Annotated in this window: 29 protein-coding genes, 1 pseudogene and 1 riboswitch; of the genes and pseudogenes, 20 read left to right on the plus strand and 10 right to left on the minus strand. The window is 47.6% G+C overall.

Going from position 1 to position 25,192, the window contains the following annotated elements:
* Window positions 1-65: 65 nt before the first annotated feature.
* A riboswitch (SAM riboswitch) is annotated at window positions 66-177 on the minus strand.
* A gap of 77 nt (window positions 178-254) precedes the next feature.
* Window positions 255-746 carry a YajQ family cyclic di-GMP-binding protein gene (locus tag MHB72_RS06545; protein ID WP_003180528.1) on the minus strand — a complete coding sequence of 164 codons (492 nt, stop codon included), beginning with the start codon at window positions 744-746 and terminating at the stop codon, window positions 255-257.
* Window positions 747-886: 140 nt separating this feature from the next.
* Here MHB72_RS06545 and MHB72_RS06550 point away from each other — a divergent pair.
* A pseudogene (locus MHB72_RS06550) lies at window positions 887-1,755 on the plus strand (CvfB family protein).
* Between the two features lie 37 nt (window positions 1,756-1,792).
* Here the strand turns inward: MHB72_RS06550 and MHB72_RS06555 are convergent.
* Entirely contained in the window at window positions 1,793-1,915 is a 123-nt protein-coding gene (locus MHB72_RS06555; RefSeq protein WP_023856637.1) for a DUF3941 domain-containing protein, read from the minus strand.
* A gap of 155 nt (window positions 1,916-2,070) precedes the next feature.
* Between MHB72_RS06555 and MHB72_RS06560 the strand changes: the two genes are divergently transcribed.
* Window positions 2,071-2,277: a spore germination protein gene (locus MHB72_RS06560; protein WP_026579910.1), complete on the plus strand. Its 207-nt coding sequence runs from the start codon at window positions 2,071-2,073 to the stop codon at window positions 2,275-2,277.
* A 41-nt stretch (window positions 2,278-2,318) separates the two neighbouring features.
* Here MHB72_RS06560 and MHB72_RS06565 read toward each other — a convergent pair whose 3' ends face one another.
* Window positions 2,319-3,179 (minus strand): DegV family protein, encoded by an 861-nt coding sequence (locus MHB72_RS06565; RefSeq protein ID WP_039072668.1) that lies wholly within the window; start codon window positions 3,177-3,179, stop codon window positions 2,319-2,321.
* A gap of 163 nt (window positions 3,180-3,342) precedes the next feature.
* On the opposite strand from MHB72_RS06565, the gene MHB72_RS06570 reads away from it, so the two are divergent.
* Together MHB72_RS06570 and MHB72_RS06575 are read left to right on the plus strand one after the other, a co-directional pair.
* Window positions 3,343-4,185, plus strand: coding sequence for a YitT family protein (locus tag MHB72_RS06570; protein WP_020450912.1), 843 nt, complete (start codon window positions 3,343-3,345; stop codon window positions 4,183-4,185).
* A gap of 15 nt (window positions 4,186-4,200) precedes the next feature.
* Window positions 4,201-4,653, plus strand: a complete 453-nt coding sequence (locus MHB72_RS06575; protein WP_020450913.1) for a BsuPI-related putative proteinase inhibitor — start codon at window positions 4,201-4,203, stop codon at window positions 4,651-4,653.
* A gap of 89 nt (window positions 4,654-4,742) precedes the next feature.
* On the opposite strand, the gene guaC is transcribed toward MHB72_RS06575, so the two are convergent.
* The 4 genes from guaC to MHB72_RS06595 all read right to left on the minus strand — a co-directional run bounded on the left by guaC (window position 4,743) and on the right by MHB72_RS06595 (window position 7,142).
* On the minus strand, window positions 4,743-5,723 hold the full coding sequence (gene guaC, locus MHB72_RS06580; RefSeq protein ID WP_020450914.1) for a GMP reductase: 981 nt from the start codon (window positions 5,721-5,723) through the stop codon (window positions 4,743-4,745).
* 177 nt (window positions 5,724-5,900) lie between these two features.
* Window positions 5,901-6,089 (minus strand): DUF3813 domain-containing protein, encoded by a 189-nt coding sequence (locus MHB72_RS06585; protein WP_020450915.1) that lies wholly within the window; start codon window positions 6,087-6,089, stop codon window positions 5,901-5,903.
* A 1-nt stretch (window position 6,090) separates the two neighbouring features.
* Window positions 6,091-6,231, minus strand: coding sequence for a hypothetical protein (locus tag MHB72_RS06590; RefSeq protein ID WP_003180548.1), 141 nt, complete (start codon window positions 6,229-6,231; stop codon window positions 6,091-6,093).
* 98 nt (window positions 6,232-6,329) lie between these two features.
* Entirely contained in the window at window positions 6,330-7,142 is an 813-nt protein-coding gene (locus MHB72_RS06595) for a Cof-type HAD-IIB family hydrolase (RefSeq protein ID WP_020450916.1), read from the minus strand.
* A 122-nt stretch (window positions 7,143-7,264) separates the two neighbouring features.
* On the opposite strand from MHB72_RS06595, the gene MHB72_RS06600 reads away from it, so the two are divergent.
* The 9 genes from MHB72_RS06600 to argF all read left to right on the plus strand — a co-directional run bounded on the left by MHB72_RS06600 (window position 7,265) and on the right by argF (window position 18,134).
* Window positions 7,265-8,032, plus strand: a complete 768-nt coding sequence (locus tag MHB72_RS06600) for a prolyl oligopeptidase family serine peptidase (RefSeq protein WP_003180551.1) — start codon at window positions 7,265-7,267, stop codon at window positions 8,030-8,032.
* Between the two features lie 62 nt (window positions 8,033-8,094).
* Window positions 8,095-8,403 (plus strand): metal-sulfur cluster assembly factor, encoded by a 309-nt coding sequence (locus MHB72_RS06605; protein WP_003180552.1) that lies wholly within the window; start codon window positions 8,095-8,097, stop codon window positions 8,401-8,403.
* Between the two features lie 356 nt (window positions 8,404-8,759).
* On the plus strand, window positions 8,760-9,797 hold the full coding sequence (argC, locus tag MHB72_RS06610) for an N-acetyl-gamma-glutamyl-phosphate reductase (protein WP_216921081.1): 1,038 nt from the start codon (window positions 8,760-8,762) through the stop codon (window positions 9,795-9,797).
* A 19-nt stretch (window positions 9,798-9,816) separates the two neighbouring features.
* The gene (gene argJ / locus MHB72_RS06615; RefSeq protein WP_216921083.1) at window positions 9,817-11,037 is read left to right on the plus strand and encodes a bifunctional ornithine acetyltransferase/N-acetylglutamate synthase; all 1,221 of its coding nucleotides are present in this window, start codon (window positions 9,817-9,819) and stop codon (window positions 11,035-11,037) included.
* Between the two features lie 13 nt (window positions 11,038-11,050).
* Complete coding sequence (argB, locus tag MHB72_RS06620) at window positions 11,051-11,827, plus strand: acetylglutamate kinase (RefSeq protein ID WP_020450920.1); 777 nt, start codon at window positions 11,051-11,053, stop codon at window positions 11,825-11,827.
* Window positions 11,824-12,981, plus strand: a complete 1,158-nt coding sequence (locus tag MHB72_RS06625) for an acetylornithine transaminase (RefSeq protein WP_020450921.1) — start codon at window positions 11,824-11,826, stop codon at window positions 12,979-12,981. Before argB ends, MHB72_RS06625 begins: the two co-directional genes overlap by 4 nt.
* Before the next feature lie 68 nt (window positions 12,982-13,049).
* Window positions 13,050-14,114, plus strand: coding sequence for a carbamoyl phosphate synthase small subunit (locus MHB72_RS06630; RefSeq protein WP_216921086.1), 1,065 nt, complete (start codon window positions 13,050-13,052; stop codon window positions 14,112-14,114).
* Window positions 14,107-17,196, plus strand: a complete 3,090-nt coding sequence (locus MHB72_RS06635) for a carbamoyl phosphate synthase large subunit (protein WP_216921088.1) — start codon at window positions 14,107-14,109, stop codon at window positions 17,194-17,196. Before MHB72_RS06630 ends, MHB72_RS06635 begins: the two co-directional genes overlap by 8 nt.
* A complete protein-coding gene (gene argF, locus MHB72_RS06640; RefSeq protein WP_216921090.1) occupies window positions 17,184-18,134 on the plus strand; it encodes an ornithine carbamoyltransferase in 951 nt (316 codons plus the stop codon). The genes MHB72_RS06635 and argF overlap by 13 nt, the downstream gene beginning before the upstream one ends.
* Before the next feature lie 37 nt (window positions 18,135-18,171).
* Here argF and MHB72_RS06645 read toward each other — a convergent pair whose 3' ends face one another.
* Window positions 18,172-18,984, minus strand: a complete 813-nt coding sequence (locus MHB72_RS06645) for an undecaprenyl-diphosphate phosphatase (RefSeq protein WP_020450925.1) — start codon at window positions 18,982-18,984, stop codon at window positions 18,172-18,174.
* Window positions 18,985-19,165: 181 nt separating this feature from the next.
* Between MHB72_RS06645 and MHB72_RS06650 the strand changes: the two genes are divergently transcribed.
* Window positions 19,166-19,345, plus strand: a complete 180-nt coding sequence (locus MHB72_RS06650; protein WP_216921092.1) for a YjzC family protein — start codon at window positions 19,166-19,168, stop codon at window positions 19,343-19,345.
* A gap of 63 nt (window positions 19,346-19,408) precedes the next feature.
* On the opposite strand, the gene MHB72_RS06655 is transcribed toward MHB72_RS06650, so the two are convergent.
* Window positions 19,409-19,603: a YjzD family protein gene (locus MHB72_RS06655; RefSeq protein WP_009328851.1), complete on the minus strand. Its 195-nt coding sequence runs from the start codon at window positions 19,601-19,603 to the stop codon at window positions 19,409-19,411.
* Between the two features lie 231 nt (window positions 19,604-19,834).
* Between MHB72_RS06655 and MHB72_RS06660 the strand changes: the two genes are divergently transcribed.
* The 4 genes from MHB72_RS06660 (at window position 19,835) to MHB72_RS06675 (ending at window position 22,466) form a co-directional block, all read left to right on the plus strand.
* A complete protein-coding gene (locus MHB72_RS06660; RefSeq protein WP_216921113.1) occupies window positions 19,835-20,569 on the plus strand; it encodes a hypothetical protein in 735 nt (244 codons plus the stop codon).
* Window positions 20,570-20,655: 86 nt separating this feature from the next.
* On the plus strand, window positions 20,656-21,231 hold the full coding sequence (locus tag MHB72_RS06665) for a hypothetical protein (RefSeq protein WP_216921095.1): 576 nt from the start codon (window positions 20,656-20,658) through the stop codon (window positions 21,229-21,231).
* An 85-nt stretch (window positions 21,232-21,316) separates the two neighbouring features.
* Window positions 21,317-22,270 carry a BMP family ABC transporter substrate-binding protein gene (locus MHB72_RS06670; protein ID WP_020450927.1) on the plus strand — a complete coding sequence of 318 codons (954 nt, stop codon included), beginning with the start codon at window positions 21,317-21,319 and terminating at the stop codon, window positions 22,268-22,270.
* A gap of 10 nt (window positions 22,271-22,280) precedes the next feature.
* On the plus strand, window positions 22,281-22,466 hold the full coding sequence (locus MHB72_RS06675; protein ID WP_101560716.1) for a ComZ family protein: 186 nt from the start codon (window positions 22,281-22,283) through the stop codon (window positions 22,464-22,466).
* 52 nt (window positions 22,467-22,518) lie between these two features.
* Here the strand turns inward: MHB72_RS06675 and MHB72_RS06680 are convergent, their stop codons facing one another.
* Window positions 22,519-22,761 (minus strand): hypothetical protein, encoded by a 243-nt coding sequence (locus MHB72_RS06680; protein WP_020450928.1) that lies wholly within the window; start codon window positions 22,759-22,761, stop codon window positions 22,519-22,521.
* Window positions 22,762-22,929: 168 nt separating this feature from the next.
* Between MHB72_RS06680 and MHB72_RS06685 the strand changes: the two genes are divergently transcribed.
* Complete coding sequence (locus tag MHB72_RS06685) at window positions 22,930-23,868, plus strand: beta-ketoacyl-ACP synthase III (RefSeq protein WP_003180588.1); 939 nt, start codon at window positions 22,930-22,932, stop codon at window positions 23,866-23,868.
* A gap of 21 nt (window positions 23,869-23,889) precedes the next feature.
* Window positions 23,890-25,128 carry a beta-ketoacyl-ACP synthase II gene (gene fabF / locus MHB72_RS06690; RefSeq protein ID WP_003180590.1) on the plus strand — a complete coding sequence of 413 codons (1,239 nt, stop codon included), beginning with the start codon at window positions 23,890-23,892 and terminating at the stop codon, window positions 25,126-25,128.
* Window positions 25,129-25,192 lie beyond the last annotated feature (64 nt).

Here is a 25,192-nt window from a genome sequence, read left to right on the forward strand (position 1 = left end):
AGCATTTTTGATAAACAAAAAAGTCTTCTGTGAAGCAGAAGACTTTTCATCGACATTTGTCCGTCTTCTTATCTTCCAAGCAGACTGCTTGCTGGATTTAGCACCTTGGTCATGAATATTCATTCACCGGTTGCTGAGGCTTCATCGGGCCAGTCCCTCTGCCTCTCTTGATAAGAACAGCTATTTAGTTTCTATTGATTACTTTTACTCAATTTACCGAAAATCGGGAGAATAATCAACAGTAAATTAAGAATTTATCGAAAATTTATAAATTGGACATCAATCGGCAGGTCGGCTTCCCTTACCATCGCGATGATTTGCTGAAGGTCGTCTTTATTTTTTCCGGTTACGCGGACTTGATCATCCTGCACTTGCGATTTAACTTTCAGACCCGATTTTTTTATCAGGTTATTGATTTTTTTCGCGTTTTCTTTGTCGATGCCCTGAACTAGTTTTCCGCGCTGTCTGACCGTGCCGCCTGAAGCGTTCTCAAGCTTTGAGTATTCGATGTTTTTCGTCGGGACGTTCCGCTTGATCAGTTTGCCGACAAGCACGTCTTTCAGCTGGTTCATTTTAAATTCGTCGTCCGATACGAGAACGAGCTCGTCTCCTTCGAGTGTGATGCTGCTTTTTGACCCTTTGAAATCATAGCGTGTGCCGATTTCCTTGAGAGCGGTCTGAATTGCGTTTTGAACTTCAGGCAGTTCAACCTTTGAGACGATATCAAATGAGCTTTCTTTCGCCATGTGAAAACCTCCATCCATTTTACTTATGAGTCAATTATAGTAGAATAAGGTGAAACTTCCAATATCGAGCGGTTTGCCTGGCCGCGATCCGGCAATAATTTTAACATTGGAGGAATAATAAGAAAAAGAAAAACAGGCGGATAAGAAAGGAAGAAACAGTATGAAACCAGGACAGCAGCTAACATTGAAAATAGATCATAAAGCCGATTACGGTTACTTTTTGACGGACGGCGAAACGGCGGTCCTTCTGCATCAGAGCGAGATCACGGAGGATATTGAAGACAGAGAAGAGGTCGATGTCTTTTTATATGTCGATCATGAAGATCGCTTGGCGGCTACGATGAGAAAGCCGATGATCAGCGCTGAACAGTACGGCTGGGTGGAAGTCGTTGATGCCGTCAGCGGCATGGGGGTTTTCGTCGATGTCGGGCTCTCGAAGGACGCCCTCGTTGCGACAGAGCATCTCCCGCCGTATGAATCAGTATGGCCGCAAAAAGGGGACAGGCTGTACTGTATGCTGAAAATCACGGGGCACGGAAGGATGTTTGCCAAACCGGCGCCGGAGGATAAGATCAGCGAGCTGTTTAGTGAAGCTTCACCCGGTCTGATGAATAAAGAGCTCACCGGAACGATCTACCGCTTGATCGCATCAGGCTCTTTTATGATTTCCGAAACCGGCATCAGAGGCTTTATCCATTCTTCTGAGCGAAAGGAAGAGCCGAGGCTTGGGGAAAAGCTGACCGCAAGGGTGATCAAAGTAAAAGAAGACGGTTCTGTTAATCTGTCGCTTCTGCCAAGAAAGCAGGATGCCTTATCGGTTGATGCAGAACAAATTTTGACTTATATGAGAACGAGAAACGGCGCGATGCCGTTCTGGGATAAAAGCGACCCTGAGGATATCAAAGAGCGCTTCAACATGAGCAAAGCAGCATTTAAAAGGGCGCTCGGCCATCTGATGAAACAGGATAAAATCTATCAGGAAGAGGGCTGGACATACGAGAAAAAATAAATATGAGGCGGCGTCCGATGAGGACGCCGCCGGTTTTTTACAAGTGATCAGGCTTCTTTGATTCCTGGTGTTTACCGGCTTGTCTGTTCTTTTCAGCGAGCCGGTTTTTCTGCTGGTTGACGGCGTTGTTGTCAACTGGCTTTTTATCATCATCTTTCATGAGGAAGCACCTCCTGTCAAAATGTCGCTTTTAGCTTGCACACTGCCGGCGAAACTATGTACTCTCCCAACCGCGATGTTTTTTGCCGGGAAGTTTATGCCTCCTTGTACCGCCAGCATACACATATCATAAGACCCAAAAAAAGGAGACTTGGTATGAAACATTGCTGCTCAGTTTACATTCAAAGTGTTTCGGCAGGAGGAGTCGTCAATTTTGGCGGTGCGTTCAAAATTTGTCCGATCACAATGGAAAAAGTGGTCGAGGGGTCTGGAGGTCCTGATGTCGCGACAGCGGCTGCCGGTTTTCTTGATGGAGCGCTTACACCGGTCGCCGCTGAAGGAACAGTCACCGAAGACAGCTGACGAAGAAGGCCTGCTTTTATCAAGCAGGCCTCTGTTTTACCTTATCTTTTGTCTTTCCCCGGAAAAAAGACCGCCAATGTTCCGGGGCCGGAATGGGCGCCGACCGCTGAACCGACCATGTTGACGACGATTTCCCCAGGCTGAAATTCGGCTTCGATCATCCGTTTGACCTCTTCGGCCGTCTCTTCGTCATCTCCGTGGCTGATGCCGACCGTCTGTCCGCTCAAATCGACGCTTCTTTCTTTCATCAATTCGATCATCCGTTTGAGCAGCTTCTTTTTGCCGCGGATTTTTTCCAAGGGGACAAGCTTGCCGTCTTCAACATGCAGGAGCGGTTTAATATTCAGCAACCCGCCGACAAAAGCCGATGCTTTGCTGATTCTTCCGCCTCTTGCCAAATAAGTCAGGTCATCTACGGTAAAAATATGTTCAAGATGTTCGCAAAAGTCCTTTACAGACGATTCAATTTCTTGTATTGTATTGCCGTTAGTTGCGAGTTTAAGGGCGTGCTTAACCGCGAGCCCATAGCCTAATGAAGCGCATTTTGAGTCGATGATCCGCAGATCGAAATCAGGGAACTCTTCCTTGACTTCGTTTGCTGCCATCACAGCCGTCTGGTATGTTCCGGAAAGCTCTGAAGAAAAGGCAATATAGAGAGCGGGTTTGTTTTCGCCGGCCAGCTCGCTGAATGCATTCTTGAACCGCATCATGGACGGCTGGGACGTTTTCGGCGCTTTGCCTTCGCGCATCGCTTCATAAACGTCCAGAGGCTGAATCGTCAGAAGGTCATCGTACTCTTTTTCATCAAGCAGCACCTTTAACGGAATAAATGAGATGTGATGTTCATCATAAAAAGATTTCGGCAAATCTGCCGCACTGTCTGCTAAAAGGTGAACGTTCATTTGAACCCCTTCTTTCTAAAAAATGGTGGAAAAGGACGCCAAACTGTCCTTCGGTATATTTCGTTTTTTAGGTCAACTATATCATATATTTTTACATTGACGTTTTCAAAATATTGTTTTAAGGGTAAACCAAATATATACGAAAGTAGCGGAGGAACTAAATATGGTCATAGCTGAAGCAAAAAAATTGTTCATTGTCATCATCGGCGCCTTGTTAAATGCCATCGGATTGAATCTGTTTCTGATTCCCGCCGATGTTTACGCCAGCGGCTTTACGGGGGTGGCGCAGCTTTTATCGAGTGCGCTTGACCAGTACAGCCCGATTTACTTTTCAACGGGGACGCTATTGTTTATTTTAAACATTCCCGTCGGGATTCTGGGCTGGCTGAAGGTCGGGCGCTCATTTACGGTTTACAGCATTTTGAGCGTAGCCTTGACGACGGTCTTTTTAGGAATGCTCCCTGAGGCGAGCCTGTCAAACGATATTTTGCTGAACGCCGTGTTCGGCGGGGTGATCGCCGCGGTCGGAATCGGCCTGACCCTTAAATACGGGGCTTCAACGGGCGGTTTGGATATTATCGCGATGATCCTGGCGAAGTGGAAAGACAAACCGGTCGGCACCTATTTCTTTATTTTAAACGGTGCGATCATTTTAACAGCAGGATTATTGAACGGGTGGGAGAAAGCATTATATACGCTCGTTACACTATATGTGACAACCAGGGTGATCGATGCCATCCACACCCGCCACGCCAAGCTCACCGTTATGATTGTCACAAAGAAAGCGGAGGAGATCAAAGAAGCGATTTACGGAAAGATGGTCCGCGGCATTACAACCGTTCCGGCGAAAGGCGCCTTTACGAATGAACAGAAAGAAATGATGATCATTGTGATTACAAGATACGAATTATACGACTTGGAAAAAATCATTAATGAAGTGGATCCAAATGCTTTCACAAACGTCGTGCAGACAACGCAGGTTTTAGGGTTTTTCCGCAAAGATTAATGAAAGGGTGAATGAATGCGGCTGATTTCCATGATTGTAATGTTGCTGTTTGTCGGTGGATGCGGGCAAAACGGGGATCAAGTCCCCGATAAGGAGGTATCAGGGGAAGTGAATAACGGGAGTGTAACATTAACGGTTGAACCCGTTCAGAAGCAGGGAGAAATCGAATTTCGGATGTCGGTTGTCAACCATACGGATGATGTGGCAGAGTTTGAATTCAGCAGCGGACAGAAATTTGAACTGATCGTCAGCGACAAAGAAGGGAATGAAAGGTACCGCTATTCGAAAGGAAAAATGTTTACGCAGGCGTTCCAGACGATGACGCTCAAACCGAAAGAGTCTTACGATTTTACTGATGTATGGAAAGAGGTGCCTGAACCCGGCACATATGAAGTAAACGTGACATTTTTGGGAAGATCGGAACAGTTTGCAACTTTGAGGGCCGGCAAATCGTTTGAAGTGAAATAGCCGTCAAAAAAGGCATCCCGGGAAGGATGCCTTTTTGTATGCTGTCAGGCAGAAGGGAAGGCGGCTGCCTGAACACCGCCCTGTGACCGTTAATATTGATCCCCATTGAAAATAGAATTTTTAACGATAACGTAGTCTACGTTGCGGATCGCATCGAGCTTGTTTCCTCCCGCGTAAGAAATGGATGACTGCAGATCCTGTTCCATTTCTGTCAGCGTATCCATGATCGCGCCTTTATGCTCCACGTACATTTTTTTGCCTTCGACATTTTTCTTTTCACCTTTTTGGTACTCAGAAGCCGAACCGAAATATTCTTTGTAAAGCTTGCCGTCTTTTTCGATCGTTGCCCCCGGCGATTCTTCGTGTCCGGCAAACAGCGAACCGATCATGACCATTGTCGCCCCGAATCTGACCGATTTGGCGATGTCCCCGTGAGTGCGGATGCCGCCGTCTGCAATGATCGGCTTGCTCGCCGCTTTTGCACACCAGCGCAGCGCAGCCAGCTGCCAGCCGCCCGTTCCAAAACCGGTTTTAATTTTTGTAATGCAGACTTTTCCGGGACCGATGCCGACTTTTGTAGCGTCGGCGCCGGCGTTTTCAAGTTCTCTCACAGCTTCGGGCGTTCCAACATTTCCTGCGATCACGAAGCTGTCCGGAAGATGTTTTTTAATGTGCTGAATCATATTGATGACGGCGTTCGAGTGACCGTGAGCGATATCGATCGTGATGTAATCAGGCGTGAGATTCTCTTTCACCAGCTCTTCGATAAACGCGTATTCGTCATCTTTGACTCCGACGCTGATTGAAGAAAACAAACCGCGCGCCTTCATGTCTTTTACAAAATCGATCCGTGTTTCCGGCTCAAAGCGGTGCATCACATAAAAGTAACCGTTTTCCGCTAATGAAACAGCCAGCTTTTCATCTATAATGGTCTGCATATTGGCGGGCACCACAGGCAGTTTAAATGTTCTTCCGCCGAACTGCACGGACGGATCACATTCAGAGCGGCTCTTGACGATGCACTTTGCAGGAATTAGTTGAATATCCTCGTAATCAAACACGTTTTCCAATATAAAAACCCCCAAAAAACGAATATTTATTTATTTGTTATATAAAATGTTCGCCTTTTATAATGTACTTCCTTTTGCTTCCGATGTCAAATTTTTATGTTTTGAAATTTGAACATAAAAAAGGAGCCGTGCCGATGGCACAGACTCCTCTCCGGCTGTCAAAAAGCCGGCGTGTTGTTATGATCGTTGATCTAGCTGCTCCTGAAGATCGTGAAGCTGGCGCCGTTCGGCATCAGTTGAATTGGCGTATGCCGAGGAAAGGGCGTTTTTGGCTCTTGCAACGGCTTTCGCCTTTTCGCCTGAATCCGTCGAAGCTTCAGCTTCATGAACGGCTGCTTTGGCCATTTGAAACAGTTCGTTTCTCATGTTACAGCCCTCCGCATTCCGTCGGGCCGCTCTTTTGTTCAGCCTCTTCTAATGTGGAGCGGTAAGGGAACCTGGCGGCATGCTGTTTAAGCGAATCCTTGCCTTGCTGAATAAACCGTTTTGATTTGCTGCGTTTACCCATCTTGAAATTCCCCCTTAACACGAGTGACGGTCCGGTGCGGCCGTCTTCTCATAGTATTGCCGTTTTGAAAAGCCGTTTATGAATGGCAAATTATAATATTATAAAGCGAAGTAGTCCTTCAAAAAGACTGCGATTCCGTCTTCTTCGTTTGATTTTGTAACCTTGTTTGCAACGCTTTTTACCCCTTCGATGCCGTTGCCCATCGCCACGCCGCAGCCCGCGAACTCAAGCATTTCAAGGTCGTTGTCTTCATCGCCGAAGGCAATGACCCGCTCAGGCGGTATCCCGTAATAGTCCGTGATTTTCTCTAAGCCGACCGCTTTATTGATGCCGCTTTTAATCAGTTCGATCACATGCCACGGAGCCGCCCATCTTCTATGATCGACCATCTCCGCGTGAACGTCTGACAGGTAGGAGCGGATCGCCGGAACATCCTCTTCTTTTGCGTGGATCAGTACGCTTGTCACATCTTGGCCGAGGTTTGTCCTTAAATCTCCGACCGTAATATTCGGGCTGCCCATCGTAAAGACATCAATCAGTTTTTCGTCATGATAATGAAAATAAACATCATCGACAATTTCAGCAAGGATATTATGTACGTTGTATGTCTCGCTGACTTCAATGATCTGTTTGACCACCTCGAGATCAAGAGATGTATGGAAGCGTCCCCAGCTTTGATCTTTAGGATGATGGACAAACGCCCCGTTGAAATTGACGATCGGCGTATCGAGCTGGAGCTGATCATAATACACGGAGCTTGCTCGGAACGGTCTTCCCGTAGAAATGCACACGTAATGTCCATCTTCCCGCAGCTTGCGGATGACGTCGCTGGAGCTTTCCGAGATGGTCTTGTCGTCTTTTAATAATGTACCGTCTAAGTCCAATGCAATTAAATATGGTTTTGTCTCCATAAATGCTCCTTTGTTGTGAATTTGAAAGTTCTGACTTACCTATAGTGTATCTTTTTACCTTCTTTATTGTCTACATGTTAAACTTATGATGATGGACATCCTAAAAGGAGGAAGAAACAGTCGTGATCATAATCGAGAAGCAACATATTTCAAACATTCCTCTTTTGCATATTGTAAAAGAGGAGAAAAAAGAGAAAGCTCTTCCTCTTGTTTTCTTCATACATGGTTTTACAAGCGCAAAAGAGCATAACCTTCACTTCGCATATCTGCTTGCCGAAAAAGGAATGCGCGTGGTCCTGCCTGAGGCTCTTTATCACGGGGAGAGGGAAGAACAGCTCACTCAGGAAGAGCTCGCCCCGAGGTTTTGGGAGATCGTCACGAATGAAATCAAAGAGCTCGAAGTGCTGAAAAACCACTTTGAACAGGAAAACCTGATTGAAAAGGGCCGTATCGGCGCCGCCGGAACTTCGATGGGCGGTATTGTCACGCTTGGCGCTTTGACACAATACGAATGGATTACAACTGCCGTCAGTTTAATGGGCAGTCCCGCCTATGTAGAATTTTTTGATCAACAGCTCGCTTTTATGCGTGAAAAGAAAATTGAACTTCCTTTCACAGAAGGACAAATCGAACAGCAGCGCGATAAACTGAAGCGTTTTGACTTGAGTCTGCAGCCGGACAAATTGAAGATGAGGCCGCTTTTATTTTGGCACGGCAAACAGGATGGCACCGTTCCGTTTGCTTTGGCGCGCCGCTTCTATGAATCGACGATTCCGCTGTATGAAACTCGGCCTGATTTGCTGCATTTTATCGAAGATGAGCGGGCTGGGCATAAAGTATCAAGGGAAGGCCTTTTGAAAACAGTCGAATGGTTTGATGCGCACCTTTAAGTGCTATCGGTTTAGAAAATGAAAGAAGTGCGTTATACTGATGAAAAAAGGAGTGAGGAAGAGTGGATGAAGCATTAAAAGAGAACATCATGGGCGCCCTTGAACAGGTCGTTGACCCTGAACTGGGCGTCGATATCGTCAATCTCGGCCTTGTATATGACGTGGATATGGATGAAAACGGCAAAACTGACGTGACTATGACTTTGACTTCAATGGGCTGTCCACTGGCGCCGATCATTGTGGATGAAGTCAAAAAAGCGCTCGCAGATATTCCCGAAGTCAAGGAAGTTGACGTTCATATCGTCTGGAATCCGCCTTGGACACGGGACAAAATGTCGCGATATGCGAAAATCGCACTTGGCATCCAATAACGTTTCCAGAGCCTGCTCAACCGTTGACAGGCTCTTTCTGTTTTGAAAAGGGAGCCGCCGTAATAGATAACACGGGCGTATCCAGGCAGATCGCTACTCCCGTTATAAAAAGAACGCTTGTACAAGCGTTCTTTTTTTATTGCAAAAACGCCAGCCGGCACATTCTCCGGTTTGAAAAGCGGAGAATCCGGGAAGATGGGAACGGAGCACGACCAAGCCGCTGAAAAAGGACCGCCGGCGGGAGGAAAGAACCAATATGAAAGATGAACAAAAAATATTAAATATACAATTGAATTAATTTTTATTCATGTTATAATGTTAAATAATTTCACAAAGACCAAGAAGGTGAACTTGTTTTGAAAATAGGTATTATAGGTGCTACTGGCTATGGAGGGGCAGAGATTATGAGGATTATGAAGTTGCACCCTTATGCAGATGAATGCATATTGTATTCATCGAGTGATGAGGGAGCCCGCTATGATGCCGCATACCCGCACCATATGAAACTGACAGATCAACACCTGCAACCGATCGAAGTAAAGAAAATTGCGAACGAAATCGATTTTTTATTTATGGCTGCGCCTCCGGGGGTATCCAGCCGGCTGACGCCACAGTTTGATGCATATGACATACCGATCATTGACCTGTCCGGCGATCTCAGGCTGCAGAACCCGAGCGTCTATGAAAAGTGGTATAAAAGGGAAGCCGCGCCTGAACACGTGCTTCAAAAAGCGGTATACGGACTGTCTGAGCTGAATCGGGAAGACATTAAAACGGCGCAGTACATAGCCAATCCAGGTTGTTTCCCGACAGCGGTTCTTCTCGGCTTGGCGCCGCTCGTCAAAAGCGGCAGCATCAACGAATCTTTTGTCATCATCGATGCGAAAACAGGGGTATCGGGAGCAGGCAGAAAGGCGTCGATGGGCACTCACTTTCCAGAGATCAATGACAATTTCAAAATATATAAGGTAAACGAACACCAGCATACGCCTGAAATCGAGCAGATTGTTAAACAATGGGACTCCGCATTTAAACCGATCACATTCAGCACGCATTTAGTTCCGATGACAAGGGGCATTATGGCGACCATCTACACAGAACTGAAAGACAGCATGGATGCCGAACAGCTCCAACTTATTTTTTCAAAATTTTATAAAGATTCATACTTTGTCAGAGTGAGAGAACCCGGTTCGTTCCCTGCAACTAAAGAGGTGTACGGCAGCAATTTTTGCGATATCGGCGTTACCGTTGATGAACGGACGAACAGAGTGACAATTGTGTCAGTGATCGATAACTTGATGAAGGGAGCCGCGGGTCAGGCTGTTCAAAACTTCAACATTATGAACGGCTGGAGCGAAACCGCCGGGCTTGAAATTACGCCAATTTATCCATAAGACGGGAGAGAACAAACTTATGATTCAGGTGAGTCAAGACAGCATAAAAAAAACAGACGGAAATGTCGCTTCGCCTAAAGGCTATTTGGCAAAAGGGGTTCACTGCGGCCTCCGCTATTCAAAAAAGGATCTTGGAATTATCATCAGCTCAAGACCGGCGGTGAGCGCCGCCGTTTATACGCAAAGCCACTTTCAGGCTGCGCCGATCAAGGTGACGCAGGAAAGTCTCAAAAAAAGCGCGCATCTGCAAGCCGTCATCGTCAACAGCGCAAATGCCAACGCATGTACGGGAGAGCAGGGCTTAAAAGATGCATATGAGATGCGCCGCCAAAGCGCTGATATGCTTGGGATCGAGCCGGAACTGGTGGCCGTGTCCTCAACCGGCGTCATCGGCGAATACCTCAATATGGAGAGCATTACAAAAGGCATCAGCCTTCTCGCCGAGACTGAGCCTGCCGAAGGCGATTTCGAAGAAGCGATCTTAACGACAGACACGGTGACCAAACAAACGTGCTATGAACTGACGATCGGCGGTCAAAGAGTGACGATTGGCGGAGCAGCCAAAGGGTCGGGGATGATTCACCCGAATATGGCGACGATGCTCGGCTTTGTCACAACAGATGCATGCATCGAAGAAAGCGCGCTGCAAAGGGCATTAAGGGAAATTACGGACGTTTCATTCAACCAGATCACAGTCGACGGCGACACATCGACTAACGATATGGTGCTCGTCATGGCGAACGGATGCGCCGGAAATGAGCGCCTCCATGAAGAACACGAAGATTGGCCGGTTTTCAAAAAAGGCCTGCAGCTTGCCTGCACAGACCTCGCCAAACAAATCGCGAGAGACGGGGAAGGGGCGACAAAGCTGATCGAGGTTGAAGTGAACGGTGCGAAAAGCAATCTTGAAGCGCAAATCATCGCCAAAAAAATCGTCGGCTCAAACCTTGTAAAAACCGCGGTTTACGGAACGGATGCGAACTGGGGCAGAATCATTGTCGCGATCGGAGACAGCATGGCTGCTGTGACACCGGAGAAGGTAGAAATCTACCTGGGCGGCCAATGCCTTTTTAAAAATAACGAACCGCAGCCGTTTTCAGAAGAGCTGGCCAAAACATATTTAGAAAACAGCGAAGTGAAAATCGAGGTTCGCTTGCAGGAAGGCGACGGAAAGGGTATGGCTTGGGGCTGCGATTTAACTTATGAATACGTCAAAATCAATGCGAGCTATCGGACGTAAAAAGGGGATCACAATGGATAAAACAATCGTTTTTAAATGCGGCGGAAGCGTCATCCGCGAACTATCGGACGAATTTTTTCAAAATCTGAAAGAGCTGACCGAAAGCGGCTGGAAAATCGCACTCGTCCACGGGGGCGGACCCGATATTACAAAGATGCTGAAGAAACTCAATATTCGAAGCGAATTCGTCAACGGACAGCGTAAGACGACAAAAGCGGTTCTTGAAGTCGCTGAAATGGTCTTATCCGGTTCGATCAACAAATTTTTCGTTGCCGAGCTGACAAAGCACGGCCTTCCGGCTGTCGGAGTATCAGGAAAAGACGGGGGACTGCTCCTTGCCGACTATTTAAATGAAAAAGAATACGGTCAGGTCGGGCGCATTAAAAAAGTAAACGGCCGAATGGCCGAAGCGCTCATGGAAAAAGGCTTTATTCCGGTTATCGCCCCCCTCTCGATGACGGATGGCTGTGAGACTTTGAATGTGAACGCCGATTTGGCGGCGTCGGCTGTTGCGGCAGCCTTGCACGCTGACAAATTAATGTTTGTGACAGACGTTAAAGGGATTATGAAAAACGAAGAAATGCTGAAAGAGCTGACGCCGGCAGACATCGAAAGCCTGATTGCTGAAGGCGTGATCTCGGGAGGCATGATACCAAAAGTGCATTCTGCAAAAGAAGCCCTCACAGATGAAGTGGATGAAGTGATGATCGTGAGCGGAAAAGGATCTTTCCTCACGAAAGACGATTTCATCGGCACGAAAATCATTAAACAAAAGGAGGCCGTATCGTGAGTCATTTATTTCAGACGTACAGCCGCTGGAATATCAATATTAAAAAAGCGAAAGGCACGATCGTTCAGGATGAGAAGGGGAACGCTTATCTTGATTTCGTCCAGGGAATCGCGGTCTGCAATCTCGGGCATTGCCCCGATTCAGTGACAGCTGCTGTCAAAAAACAGCTTGATGATGTCTGGCATGTTTCCAATCTGTTTCAAAATGAGCTTCAAGAAAAGGTTGCACAGCTTCTTGCCAAAAACAGTGCAGGCGATCTCGTCTTCTTTTGCAACAGCGGGGCAGAAGCGAATGAAGGGGCGGTGAAGCTCGCACGAAAACATACGCAAAAAACAAAAATCATAACGTTTCAGCAATCGTTCCACGGACGCACGTATGCGGGAATGGCCGCAACCGGACAGGAAAAGATCAAGCTCGGATTCGGACCGATGCTTGAAGGATTCCACTACTTACCTTACAACGAGCCGAAAGCATTTGCTGAATTGCAGGATGAAAAAGATATCGCGGCAGTGATGCTCGAGCCGATTCAAGGCGAAGGCGGCGTCATCCCTGCGAGCAGGGAATTTCTGCAGAGCGTTCAAGATTTTTGCCGCGATAAGCAGGCTCTCCTTATCGTCGACGAAGTTCAAACAGGAATTGGACGCACCGGTAAAGCTTTCGGATATGAATACGAAGGGCTGTCACCTGATATCATCACCGTCGCGAAAGGACTGGGCAGCGGTTTTCCGGTCGGAGCCGTGATCGGGAAAAAAGAGCTTTCAGAAGCGTTCTCTCCGGGTTCCCACGGCTCGACATTCGGAGGGAACATGCTGGCGATGGCTGCGGCAAACGCCACGTTGGAGACCATTTTTGAAAGCAGCTTTCTTGAAGAAGTGAGCGCCAAAGGAGCATTTTTGCATCAACAGCTGAAAGAAAAGCTTCAATTTCCGCTTGTAAAAGATATCCGCGGGAAAGGGCTGATCGCCGGAATCGAGTGCAAGGAACCTGTACAGCCGCTGATCGAAGCGCTTCAAAAGGAAGGTTTGCTCGTTCTTCCCGCGGGTCCGAACGTCATCAGACTTCTGCCGCCATTGACGGTTGCGAAAAGTGAAATCAAAGCGGCCGTGGAAAAACTGAAAGCTGTCATGGCAGATCATTCAGCTGTAAAACAGTAATTTTTTTTCGATATGTAAGTATAAAAATTCATGAATATCATTATTTATTCATCAAAGGTGGGCATAAGATGGAAGGATATTTAGTTCTTGAAGATGGTACATCCTTCAGCGGTGAACTGGACGGTCTTGACGGCTGCACCGGTGAAGTCGTCTTTTTTACGGGCATGACCGGCTATCAGGAGGTTTTGACAGACCCTTCTTATAAAGGCCAGATTATTGTCTTTACGTACCCGCTGATTGGCAACTACGGAATAAACGAAAGCGATGATGAAAGCAAACGGCCTCAGGTGAAAGGGGTTGTCGTCTATGAAGCGTGCGACAGGTTTTCCCATCATCAGGCGACAGAAAGCCTTCGGGAATACTTGGCGAAGTGGGATGTTCCGCTTTTATCGCACGTGGACACAAGAGCGGTTGTTCAGCATATCAGGGCAAAGGGGACGCTGAATGCCAGACTGACGAAACAAAAGGACGGCATTCCGGCTCCGCGCCAGCTGGAAAACTATGCGGCACAGGTTGCCGGACAAAACGAAAACGGCGCCTTTAGGGAAGGCAATACGCATATTGCGGTGATCGATTTCGGCTATAAAAAGTCGATCGCTTCATCGCTTGCAAACCGGGGCTGCAAAGTAACGGTCGTTCCCTATCAAGAGATGGACGGCATTTCAAAGCTGAATCCGGACGGGATCGTCCTTTCAAACGGGCCGGGCGATCCGAAAGCGATCCTTCCATATATGGATTCACTCCGGGATATCATCTCTTCCTATCCGACTCTCGGCATCTGTCTCGGGCACCAGCTGATCGCGCTCGCATTCGGAAGCGACACGTATAAGCTTCCGTTCGGCCACAGGGGAGCCAATCATCCGGTCATGGACAAAGAGACCGGACGCGTGTTCATGACAAGCCAAAACCACAGCTATGTCGTCGATCGGGACACCATCAGCGAAAATGAATTTTCCGTCAGGTTTTATCATGTCAACGACGGTTCAGTAGAAGGACTGATGCATAAAACACTGCCTGTCATATCCGTTCAGTTTCATCCGGAAGCCCATCCGGGACCGGCTGAAAGCGAGTGGATATTCGGCGAATATTTGCAGAAATTGAACGAAGCAAGGAGAGAGATCGCCCATGCCTAAAGATCAAACCATCAAAAGCATTCTCGTTATCGGGTCGGGGCCGATTATCATCGGGCAGGCCGCTGAATTCGACTACTCCGGAACCCAGGGCTGCATGGCGCTGAAAAGCGAAGGCTACCGGGTGATTCTTGTCAACAGCAACCCGGCGACCATCATGACCGATGAATCTTTTGCAGATGAAATCTATTTTGAGCCCTTGACAGTGGAAAGCCTCACACAAATCATCAAGCGCGAAAAACCGGACGGACTGCTCGCCAATCTGGGCGGACAGACAGCGCTGAATTTGGCCGTCGAGCTCGAAAAGGCCGGCATTCTTAAAACATACGGGGTAAAGCTGCTTGGAACATCTGTTGATACGATCGAAAAGGGCGAAGACAGGGAAAAGTTCCGCGCCTTGATGAAGGAGCTGAACGAACCTGTGCCGGATTCAGAAATTGTTGACAATCAAGATGATGCGCTTCGTTTTGCGCTCTCAATCGGTTTTCCGATTATCGTGCGGCCGGCCTATACATTGGGCGGAAAAGGAGGCGGCATCGCGGCGACGAAAGAGGAGTTCCTGCCTTTAATCGAAAGCGCCCTCCTCGCAAGCCCGATTCACCAATGTCTTGTCGAAAAAAGCATTGCCGGTTTTAAAGAAATCGAATACGAAGTCATGCGTGACAGAAACAATACATGCATTACCGTCTGCAATATGGAAAACATCGATCCGGTCGGCGTCCATACGGGGGATTCGATCGTTGTCGCCCCGTCGCAGACATTAACGGATGCGGATTATCAAATGCTTCGTTCTGCCAGCTTAAAGATCATTTCCGCGCTCGATGTCGTCGGCGGCTGCAACATTCAATTCGCCCTGGACCCGGAAAGCAAAAATTATTATGTCATCGAGGTGAATCCGAGAGTAAGCCGTTCATCGGCGCTCGCCTCAAAAGCGACCGGCTATCCGATCGCAAAAATGGCGGCTAAACTGGCTGTCGGCTACACGCTTGCCGAGCTGAAAAATCCGCTCACAGATTCGACATACGCCAGCTTCGAGCCTGCTCTTGACTATGTCGTCGTCAAATTTCCGCGCTGGCCGTTCGACAAATTCAAACAAGCCGACCGTAAGCTCGGCACGAAAATGAAAGCGACGGGAGAAGTCATGGCGATTGACCGCAATCTTGAAGCGGCCCTGCAAAAAGCGGTCGCATCCCTTGAGCTGAAAACGTCAGGAACCCATTTGCCCGAACTTGGCGGCGCATCTTCAGAAGTGTTGTGGAAGCTGCTTGAGACTCCTGATGACCGCCGTTTCTTTGCGGTCATGGAGCTGCTGAGCAGGGGGGCTTCCATCAGCGAGATACACGAGAAAACGAAAATCGATAACTATTTCCTTCATGTGTTTTCTAACATCATTCAGCTGGAAAACATATTGATGGAACAGGGAGACGCGCTGTCCGTCAGCCTTTTGAAAAAGGTAAAAGAAAAGGGATTTACCGACTTTACGATCGCTTCCCTCACCGGAAAGACGGAAGAAGAAGTGCGCGCGCTCCGCAAGAAAATGGGCATAGCCGCATCCTTTAAAATCGTCGATACATGCGCAGCTGAATTTGATGCGAAGACAAACTATTTTTACTCGACGTATTTTGGGAAAAGCGACGGAGACATCTCTCAAAAAACGAAAAAGCGCGCCCTGATCATCGGTTCCGGCCCGATACGGATCGGCCAGGGAGTCGAGTTTGACTACAGCGCCGTGCACGGCGTCATGACGCTGAAAAACCTCGGGTTTGAAACGATCATGCTGAACAACAACCCGGAAACCGTCAGCACGGATTATGAAATGGCAGACCGCCTGTACTTTGAACCGATTACACCCGAGCATATTCTCAATGTCGCTGAAGCGGAAGATATCGATTTTGCGATTGTTCAATTCGGCGGCCAATCCGCCATCAATGTGGCTGAAGCGATTGAAAAAGCGGGCATCACCCTGCTTGGGACATCATCGGAAACCCTTGACATACTTGAAGACCGTGATCAATTTTATCAGCTTCTTGACGAGCTCGGCATTTCTCATGCTAAAGGAGAAACGGCTTCATCAAAAGCGGAAGCGGTGCAGAAAGCAAACGAAATCGGCTATCCTGTGCTGATCAGGCCGTCATATGTGATCGGCGGCATGGGCATGATGATCGTTCACTCCGAAGCAGAGCTCAGAGAGCTGCTGGGCGGAGCGTCGCAAATGCCTTACCCGATTCTGATCGATCAATACGTATCGGGAAAAGAGTTTGAAATCGACCTTGTCAGCGATGGCGACGATCTCTACATCCCGACTTATATCGAGCATATTGAAAAAGCGGGCGTGCATTCAGGTGACAGCTACGCGATTTTGCCGGGGCCTTCGGTCACTCCGGAGATGAAAAGCGCCGCGCGGGATGCTGCCGCAAAAATCGTCCGCAAGCTCGGATTTAAAGGTATTATGAACATTCAATTTATAGCGGACGCGGATGAACTGCTCATCCTTGAAGTCAATCCGAGGGCGAGCCGGACGGTTCCGGTTGTCAGCAAGGTGATGGGGGTTCCGATGATCCCGCTTGCGGCGCAGCTGTTGGCCGGTTCGTCACTCAAAGAGTTGAAGCCCGCCGCCAAAAACTCACGCGGCGTTGCCGTGAAGTTTCCGGTCTTTTCATCGCACGCTATCCAGGATGTCGATTTGAAGCTTGGACCGGAAATGAAATCGACCGGAGAAGGCATGTATGTCGGCTTCAATCCGGAAAGCGCCCTGAAGAAAATCTTTGCGGGAATCTGGCAAACGAAAGGCTGCATTTACATTGAAGGGGCCGGCGAGCTTCGTTCTCTCGCGGAACAGGCGGGTTTCACCGTACAGTCGGACGATTTTCCAGGCTGGATCAAACGGAAAGACAAAGCGCTGCACATCCATTTAGCCGAATCAAAAGAGGCGAGCAAGCAGCGAATGGAAGCCGTCACCCACGGTGTGGCGGTGATGACAGAGGAAGAGACGGTGCGGGCATTTTTGACGAGTGGGCATGGAACGACTAAAGCCGTGTCGCTTAAAGATTTATATAAAAAGGAAGTGGAGACATGTCTACTGTAAACATCGGGGCGACCCGGGAAATCAATCTGACGGGTAAGGATTTTTTAAGCCTGAAAGACTTTTCAAAAGAAGAGATCGTTTATTTGCTGAAAGAGGCAGCAGCGATGAAGCAAAATAAAATTCAAGACATCTTTAAAGGAAAAACATTGGCGATGATCTTTGAAAAGTCGTCGACGAGAACGCGCGTATCGTTTGAAGCCGGAATGGCGCAGCTCAGCGGAAACGCCCTGTTTTTAAGCAGTAAAGACTTGCAGCTGGGCAGAGGGGAAACGATCGCAGATACCGCGAAAGTGCTTTCGGGTTATGTCGACGCGATTATGATCCGCACATTCGAACACGAAAAAGTCGAAGAGCTTGCCAAGCACGCCGAGATTCCCGTGATCAACGGATTGACCGATCTTTTCCATCCGTGTCAGGCGCTTAGTGACCTCTTGACGATTCAAGAGACGAAAGGAACATTAAAAGGGCTGAAAGCCGTTTATGTTGGAGACGGAAACAATGTCGCGCATTCGCTGTTAATCGGCTGTGCGAAAGTGGGATGCGACATTACGGTCGCTTCGCCTGAAGGGTATGAGCCGAATCAGGAAGTGGTAAGACTGGCCGAGGGATTCGCCGAAGAGTCCGGAGCGGCCGTCACAATCACAAATGACCCCGTGTCAGCCGTTCAACAAGCGGATGTCATCTATTCTGATGTGTTTACAAGCATGGGCCAAGAGAAAGAAGCCGAAGAACGGATGAATATCTTTGCTCCTTACCAGGTCAACAGAGCGCTTGTCTCCCATGCCAAACCGGATTACGTCTTTCTGCACTGCCTTCCTGCCCACAGGGAAGAAGAGGTCACCGCAGAGATCATCGACGGCCCGAATTCAGCGGTATTCCAGCAGGCTGAAAACCGCCTGCACGTCCAAAAAGCTTTATTAAAAGCACTGTTATCTTAAATAAAAAACAGCTGATCACAATTGATCAGCTGTTTTTTTAGGCGAATATCAAAACGGCGATGCCGATGACAAAGCAGTAAATCGAGAAATAAACCAAGTTTCCTTTCGCCATAATATTCATGAACCAGCGCAATGAAAAGTATGTAGCGATAATCGATGCGATGAACGCAAACAAATAAGGAAGGAAAAGCTCCCCTAAACGCGGATCATGAAAAATATCGGTAATGCTTAAAATGGTCCCGCCAAGACTGACCGGTATGTACAGTAAAAATGAAAACCTGAGCGCGGTTTCAGATTTGAGGCCGAGCGCCATCGCAGGGACGATCGTCGCTCCCGAACGGCTGATGCCGGGAACAAGTGCAACCATTTGCGACAAGCCGATGATCACGGCGTCTCTCAGTCTGATTTCGCCGTCGTTTTTGCGGCCGCGCAAATTGCGAATGAGAAACAATGCCAGACCCGTGATCAGCAAAGTAACCGCGGTGATCCGGACGCCGTCTTTAAAGAAAGCCGAAATCTCATCATCAAATAAAACACCGATGACACCGGCAGGAATCGTGGCGATGATCAGATAGATGATAAACCTGAAGTCCGCTTTTCCTTTTTCATTTTTTGATGTGACATAAGACAGTCCGTTTACCGCCAGCCTGAAAATATCGTTTTTATAAACGAGCAATACGGCAATTAAAGAACCGGCATTCATTAAAAGCTCAAAACTGAAGCCTTCAATGTTCAAGCCTAAAAAGTGCTGTGCCAGCACCAAGTGGCCGCTTGAAGAAACAGGAATCGGCTCTGTGAGTCCCTGAAGCAACCCTAAAAGGATATACTTGATCAACATTAAAAAATCCATGATACTCCTCCGTTTCCCACAAGTTGTGACGCCCTTTTAAAAGACGGAATGAACGGGCGGTTCGTTTTAATTTTCGGAACACTTTTCTCATTAAACTATACAAAGCAAACAGATGTAAAGATAAAATCGACATGTTTTTTGGGAGAGTGGGGCAATCTAATAATAAAAGGGAGTGAAGCAAATGGGACAGCAGCGTCAATTCCGGCCGGGCCAAAAAGCGCCCAATAATGGAGTGTATGTGGAGATCGGCGAAACAGGAAGCATGGTTCAGAACCCTCAACAAATCAGATTGAGCGCCGGCGAGTTCTTCCCTGAAACCTCCAACCATAACCGGCTCTGGACATATAAAAGAAAGCCTTAAAAAAACAGCCGTCGGACGGCTGTCTGTCTAAAGCAAAAAACCCCGCTTTCAAAAGCCGGGGTTTTAATGTTGACTTGCATCCTGTTTAACAGGCATAATTTCTCCAAGAACAATAACGGCTGCGGTGATGATAAAGCCCATAATGACACTGGTTTGAAGGTCATACCCAGCACCGTTCATGGCGCCGACAATATAGCAGGCCATCTGCGTCAAAAGAAATGTCCAGAAAAAAGCGACCACAAATCGCACGTTTCCCACCTCGTCCTTCTCATTCAATTCTAAAACTTATCATACCATATACATAGCCAGCTGGAAAAGACATTTTAGTGAACAAGACAGGGCTTTCAACTCTGTTTTCAGAAATATCAGAAAGGGTATTTCATTAAAGTTTACTTTTCATCATGAAGACTGGGACTTTTCCTTATTCGTTTGCTGCACGTACGACATAAAATAATGAGCAGATTACGGCAGGAAGGAGGCAGGCAAGTGATGAAAATAACCGAACGTTTTTTTCAAATGGATTCAGAATGGAACGTGGTTCATCTTCCGTACAGGCCGAACGGTTTTCTGGTGTTCATTTTCGGCGACCGGAACCATTTTGTCGGGGAAGATTCGAGCTTCTGGCTTCAGCATTACGGAAGAAATCAGCTTCTAACGAGCCTGAGAAACAAAGGCTATACCCTGGTAAACAGCAATTTGTTCGGCAGGCACTGGGGCTCCGAAAAAGCGGTTGCATACGCCAAACAGCTGATTCATTACGTGTTCAAACAAGAGATTTTAAATGAAAAAATTCATCTATTGGCGGAAGGCACAGGGGCCCTCATTGCAGATGAGCTCCTTCGCTCGATCCCGAACCAAATACGTTCTGCAGCGATGGTTAATCCTTGCCTCGATCTTCAGGCTCATCATAAACGAGAAAAAGAAAACAAGTTTTTCTACAAACAGTTTATTAAAGAAATTGCCGAAAGCTACGGAATTACGGAGCGGGAGGCAGCCGATTATCCGTTCAAAAGCATATCCCCTTACCACAATCTCGTACCCGTTCATATTTGGCAAAGACTGAACGGCTCACAGTATCCGTATATGATCCATGCCAAAACGTTTGAGGAGCGCCAGCTTAAAGGCCGTCACAGCGTGGGGCTTACCCTGCACCTGTCCGAACATCCTCAGCGCATTCATTCAGCAATCGCGAACTTTTTCAAAACGCATGAAAAAGTCTTATAGAGAATAGAATAATAGCAGCCCGAAAATGATGAAAAGGGCTGTTTTTTGCTTGGTTAAAAAAGCTGAAACGAAAGGTGGTCCATCGAATGAAGCCGGCACTTGTATATGGAGCAGATGAGTTCTTCGGCCTTTCATTTTGTGAACATCTACTTGAAGAGGGTGTTGACATAGATGTAAAGCTGGAACAGACAAGCGACGAAAAAAAGCTGATGTACCTCGAAGAGCGGCTGATGTGGCTGGGAAGAAACGAGCATTTCCGTCTCATCGAAAAAGAGCTTGAAGCCCCGTACGAACAAGTCTTCATCCAATACACAGGCTCAGTGCCGGAAGAAGCGCTGGCTGCAGGCGTTGAAAACAAGCCTGTTATTCTGTTTGTCTACCAGGAACAATTCGCAGAGGATTTACGCGCCGGCATGGAGGAAAAGGGTGTTGAACTGATCGTGCTTCCGGATCTGTTCGGTCCGTGGGACGTCAGGGCAGAGGATAAACAAAACAGGGACGGAGCGCTTTTTGTGAACGACGCGGCCGCACAAGCCGCTGCCTGTGCTGTTGAAAAAGATTTTTCAGATTTGCAGTTTGTACAGAAGACGCCATACGATAAAGCCGATGAGATCATTGAAGAATGGAGCAGACAAATGTCTACAATTTTCGACAAAAAATAAGAAAGATCTTCCTAATTTACACTTGAAAGGATACAATAAAGATAGATTTGAATTGCTGTTTTTTCGAAAGGGAGTTGAACATGGCATGGTGTACAGGCTTGTCGCGATTTTTTTCATTCTCCTGGCGCTAAGCGGCTGCGGACAATCGCCGCTGAAAGGGAAAATTGAAAAAGTCGGTTTGCTTGTCCCTGATACGATAAATGACCAAGTATGGGGAACCAAAGGATATAAAGGATTATTAAGAATACAATCCGTCTACAATGTCGACGTCTATTATAAAGAGGGAATCGATAATGACGCTGCCATTAAAATGGCTGTAGAAGATTTTCACAAAAAAGGCGTCAACCTCATCTACGGGCACGGAAGCGAATATGAAAAAGCCTTTAATGAGATATGCAAAGATTATCCTGATATTCATTTTGTTTTAATGAACTCGAAAGCCGATCACCCAAATGTGACAAGCATATCGCTTGAAGGAGAAGCGATGGGGTTCTTCGGCGGAATGACGGCGGCCCATCAGTCAAAAACAAAGAAAATCGGCGTGCTCGCAACGTATAAATGGCAGCCTGAAGTAGAAGGATTTTCCGAAGGGGCTAAATACCTCGATCCGGACATTGAGGTGATGACAGAATATGTCGGCCAGTGGGACGACAGCGAAAATGCCGTCAAACTGTATGAAAAAATGAAGAAGGCAGGCGCGGATGTTGTGTATCCGGCCGGAGACGGGTATAATGTCCCTGTCATTGAACAAATCAAAAAGGACGGGCTGTACGCTATCGGCTATGTAAGCGACCAGTCGGAATTGGGTGAGAATGTCGTTTTGACAAGCACTATACAGCATGTAGATGACGCTTATGAACTCACCGCCGACGAGTTTAATAAAGGAACGCTTAAAGGCGGCAAGCGCTCATTTGACATTCAAGACGGCGTCATCGAAATGGGAGAATTCAGCCCTGTTGTCGATCAGTCATTTCAAGAAAAGATGAATCGGCTGATTGACGAATACAAAAAAACAAACAAACTGCCAAACGAACATTGAGGTGATCAAGATGCACGAAAAATCAATGGAATTTTTGCAAATTGCCATGAAGTACGTTCCGGAAGCGAAAGCAGAGATGGAGAAAGCGGGAATCGAACTTTCCCCGGAAATGCTTGAGCCATTCATGAACTTGTTTACGAAAGTGATGACCGAGGCTTACGAGCTCGGTAAAGCGGAAGCCGGTTCAGACGCCTGACTTAAACGCCCGCAAACGCTTAAAAAGCCACTTTTCAGAAGAAGTGGCTTTTTTATATGGAAATCTTATTTTTCAAAGCGCTGACCATTGAGCCGATTTCTTTAAACACAGGCTTCAGCTCATCGAGCGAATCCATAATTTCTCCAACCTGATTCAACACGTGCATATAATCGGCTTCCTGGGATACTTCAGCGTCTTCGACGGTTTCCGCTTCCGCATCCGTCTCCGTCTCTTCATGCCTGCCGGGTGCGTTTGCGCCAAACATCATTTTTGTGAAAAAATCGTCGTTCGCCACTCTTCATCCCTCCTTTTTCATATATATCACTACTATATGAATGTTTTGGTCTGCTAGATTAGACGAATATATTGCCAACTAAAAAAAAATAGGTTAGGATTAGTACCAGATACTAATAATAACTCATAACATTAGTTGGAAAAAATCATGAATAAAGGAGTCTTTCCTATGAAAGCTGGAATTATTGGAATCGGCCGGTACATCCCTGAAAAGGTGCTGACCAATTTCGACTTGGAAAAAATGGTTGAAACTTCTGACGAGTGGATTCGTACAAGAACAGGCATAGAAGAAAGAAGAATCGCAGCTGAAGATGAGAAAACATCCGACATGGCTGTGGCCGCCGCTAGAAGAGCGATGGAAGACGCAAACATCGAGGCGGAAGATCTTGATATGATTCTCGTCGCCACCGTTACTCCTGACCAGGCATTCCCGACAGTGTCCTGCATGATTCAAGAAAAGCTCGGTGCATTCAATGCCTGTGCAATGGATATCAGCGCAGCGTGCGCCGGTTTTATGTACGGTTTAGTCACTGGAAAACAGTTTATCGAAGCCGGGACGTATAAGCATGTGCTTGTCATCGGAGTTGAAAAGCTTTCAGGCATTACGGACTGGGATGACCGCAATACCGCTGTTCTGTTCGGAGACGGAGCGGGCGCCGCAGTTGTCGGGCCTGTCAGCGACGATAAAGGGATTTTGTCTTTTGAGCTCGGTGCAGACGGCAGAGGCGGAAAGCACTTGTACTTGGATGAAAAAGATCATACAATCATGAATGGCAGAGAAGTGTTCAAGTTTGCCGTCCGCCAAATGGGTGAATCCAGTGTGAATGTCATTGAAAAAGCCGGATTATCCAAAGAGGATGTCGACTTTTTGGTGCCGCATCAAGCCAACATCCGGATCATGGAAGCGGCGCGCGAACGTTTGGAGCTTCCAGTCGAAAAAATGTCTAAAACGGTTCATAAATACGGAAACACATCAGCTGCTTCTATTCCGATTTCTCTTGTGGAAGAGCTTGAAGCTGGTAAAATAAAAGACGGTGACGTCATTGTGATGGTCGGCTTCGGCGGAGGTTTGACATGGGGAGCCATCGCCATGCGCTGGGGCCGATAAAAGAAAGGTGAGGTGCAACTTATGAATAGTAAAAGAGTAGTCATTACCGGATTAGGAGCTTTATCACCTCTTGGTAATGACGTCAAAACGAGCTGGAACAACGCGGTTAACGGGGTTTCCGGAATCGGCCCGATTACAAGGGTGAACGCGGACGAGTATCCAGCTAAAGTAGCCGCGGAACTGAAAGATTTTAAGATAGAAGATTACATGGATAAAAAAGACGCGAGAAAAATGGACCGCTTCACACAATATGCCGTTGTGTCGGCGAAAATGGCCGTGGAAGACGCGGGGCTCGACATTAACGAGAGCAACGCAGACCGGGTCGGCGTCTGGGTCGGTTCTGGGATCGGCGGCCTTGAAACGCTTGAACAGCAGTTCGAAACATTTTTAACAAAAGGACCGCGGCGCGTCAGCCCGTTCTTTGTACCGATGATGATTCCTGACATGGCGACCGGCCAGATTTCGATTTCTCTCGGTGCAAAAGGGGTCAACTCTTGTACGGTGACGGCTTGCGCGACGGGTACGAACTCAATCGGCGACGCCTTTAAAGTCATTCAGCGCGGCGATGCAGATGTCATGATCTCCGGCGGAACGGAAGCCCCGCTTACAAGAATGTCGTTTGCCGGCTTTTCCGCCAATAAAGCGCTCTCCACTAATCCGGATCCGAAAACGGCAAGCCGCCCGTTTGACAAAAACCGCGACGGCTTCGTCATGGGAGAAGGAGCGGGAATCGTCGTTCTTGAGGAGCTTGAGCACGCGTTAAACCGCGGAGCGACAATCTACGCGGAAGTGGTCGGCTACGGATCAACGGGAGACGCCTATCATATCACGGCTCCTGCGCCAAATGGGGAAGGCGGCGTCAGAGCCATGAAAGAAGCGATCAAAGATGCGGGTCTGTCTCCTGATAGCATTGATTATATCAATGCGCACGGAACAAGCACGCCGTACAATGATAAATTTGAAACGATCGCCATTAAAGAAGTGTTCGGAGAGCATGCCTACAAGCTTGCCGTCAGCTCGACAAAATCGATGACAGGGCACTTGCTCGGGGCTGCCGGAGGCATCGAAGCGATTTTCTCCGTCCTTGCCATTAAGGAAGGCATCATTCCTCCGACAATCAATATCGAAACGCCTGATGAAGATTGCGATCTGGACTATGTACCGGATCAAGCCCGCCGCCAGGACGTAAATGTTGTGCTCAGCAACTCGCTCGGTTTCGGCGGACACAACGCAACGCTGATTTTCAAAAAATATGAATAACCGCAATATAAACGGCTGCCATTTTAGATGGTGGCCGTTTTTTTTAGCGTGCATACCATACAGA

The sequence above is a fragment of the Bacillus sp. FSL K6-1284 genome, from assembly GCF_038002625.1.
GTDB lineage: Bacteria > Bacillota > Bacilli > Bacillales > Bacillaceae > Bacillus > Bacillus paralicheniformis.

Bases quoted from the DNA above. Each gene is read 5' to 3' on its own strand.
- MHB72_RS06545 (WP_003180528.1), bottom strand. From the start codon at position 746: ATGGCGAAAGAAAGCTCATTTGATATCGTCTCAAAGGTTGAACTGCCT.
- MHB72_RS06685 (WP_003180588.1), top strand. From the start codon at position 22,930: ATGAAAGCTGGAATTATTGGAATCGGCCGGTACATCCCTGAAAAGGTG.
- MHB72_RS06645 (WP_020450925.1), bottom strand. From the start codon at position 18,984: ATGGATTTTTTAATGTTGATCAAGTATATCCTTTTAGGGTTGCTTCAG.
- MHB72_RS06565 (WP_039072668.1), bottom strand. From the start codon at position 3,179: ATGAACGTTCACCTTTTAGCAGACAGTGCGGCAGATTTGCCGAAATCT.
- argJ (WP_216921083.1), top strand. From the start codon at position 9,817: ATGATTCAGGTGAGTCAAGACAGCATAAAAAAAACAGACGGAAATGTC.
- MHB72_RS06635 (WP_216921088.1), top strand. From the start codon at position 14,107: ATGCCTAAAGATCAAACCATCAAAAGCATTCTCGTTATCGGGTCGGGG.
- MHB72_RS06560 (WP_026579910.1), top strand. From the start codon at position 2,071: ATGAAACATTGCTGCTCAGTTTACATTCAAAGTGTTTCGGCAGGAGGA.
- MHB72_RS06670 (WP_020450927.1), top strand. From the start codon at position 21,317: ATGGTGTACAGGCTTGTCGCGATTTTTTTCATTCTCCTGGCGCTAAGC.
- MHB72_RS06675 (WP_101560716.1), top strand. From the start codon at position 22,281: ATGCACGAAAAATCAATGGAATTTTTGCAAATTGCCATGAAGTACGTT.
- MHB72_RS06595 (WP_020450916.1), bottom strand. From the start codon at position 7,142: ATGGAGACAAAACCATATTTAATTGCATTGGACTTAGACGGTACATTA.
- MHB72_RS06660 (WP_216921113.1), top strand. From the start codon at position 19,835: ATGAAAATAACCGAACGTTTTTTTCAAATGGATTCAGAATGGAACGTG.
- MHB72_RS06570 (WP_020450912.1), top strand. From the start codon at position 3,343: ATGGTCATAGCTGAAGCAAAAAAATTGTTCATTGTCATCATCGGCGCC.
- MHB72_RS06650 (WP_216921092.1), top strand. From the start codon at position 19,166: ATGGGACAGCAGCGTCAATTCCGGCCGGGCCAAAAAGCGCCCAATAAT.
- MHB72_RS06585 (WP_020450915.1), bottom strand. From the start codon at position 6,089: ATGAGAAACGAACTGTTTCAAATGGCCAAAGCAGCCGTTCATGAAGCT.
- argF (WP_216921090.1), top strand. From the start codon at position 17,184: ATGTCTACTGTAAACATCGGGGCGACCCGGGAAATCAATCTGACGGGT.
- MHB72_RS06630 (WP_216921086.1), top strand. From the start codon at position 13,050: ATGGAAGGATATTTAGTTCTTGAAGATGGTACATCCTTCAGCGGTGAA.
- MHB72_RS06555 (WP_023856637.1), bottom strand. From the start codon at position 1,915: ATGAAAGATGATGATAAAAAGCCAGTTGACAACAACGCCGTCAACCAG.
- fabF (WP_003180590.1), top strand. From the start codon at position 23,890: ATGAATAGTAAAAGAGTAGTCATTACCGGATTAGGAGCTTTATCACCT.
- MHB72_RS06665 (WP_216921095.1), top strand. From the start codon at position 20,656: ATGAAGCCGGCACTTGTATATGGAGCAGATGAGTTCTTCGGCCTTTCA.
- MHB72_RS06575 (WP_020450913.1), top strand. From the start codon at position 4,201: ATGCGGCTGATTTCCATGATTGTAATGTTGCTGTTTGTCGGTGGATGC.
- argB (WP_020450920.1), top strand. From the start codon at position 11,051: ATGGATAAAACAATCGTTTTTAAATGCGGCGGAAGCGTCATCCGCGAA.
- MHB72_RS06590 (WP_003180548.1), bottom strand. From the start codon at position 6,231: ATGGGTAAACGCAGCAAATCAAAACGGTTTATTCAGCAAGGCAAGGAT.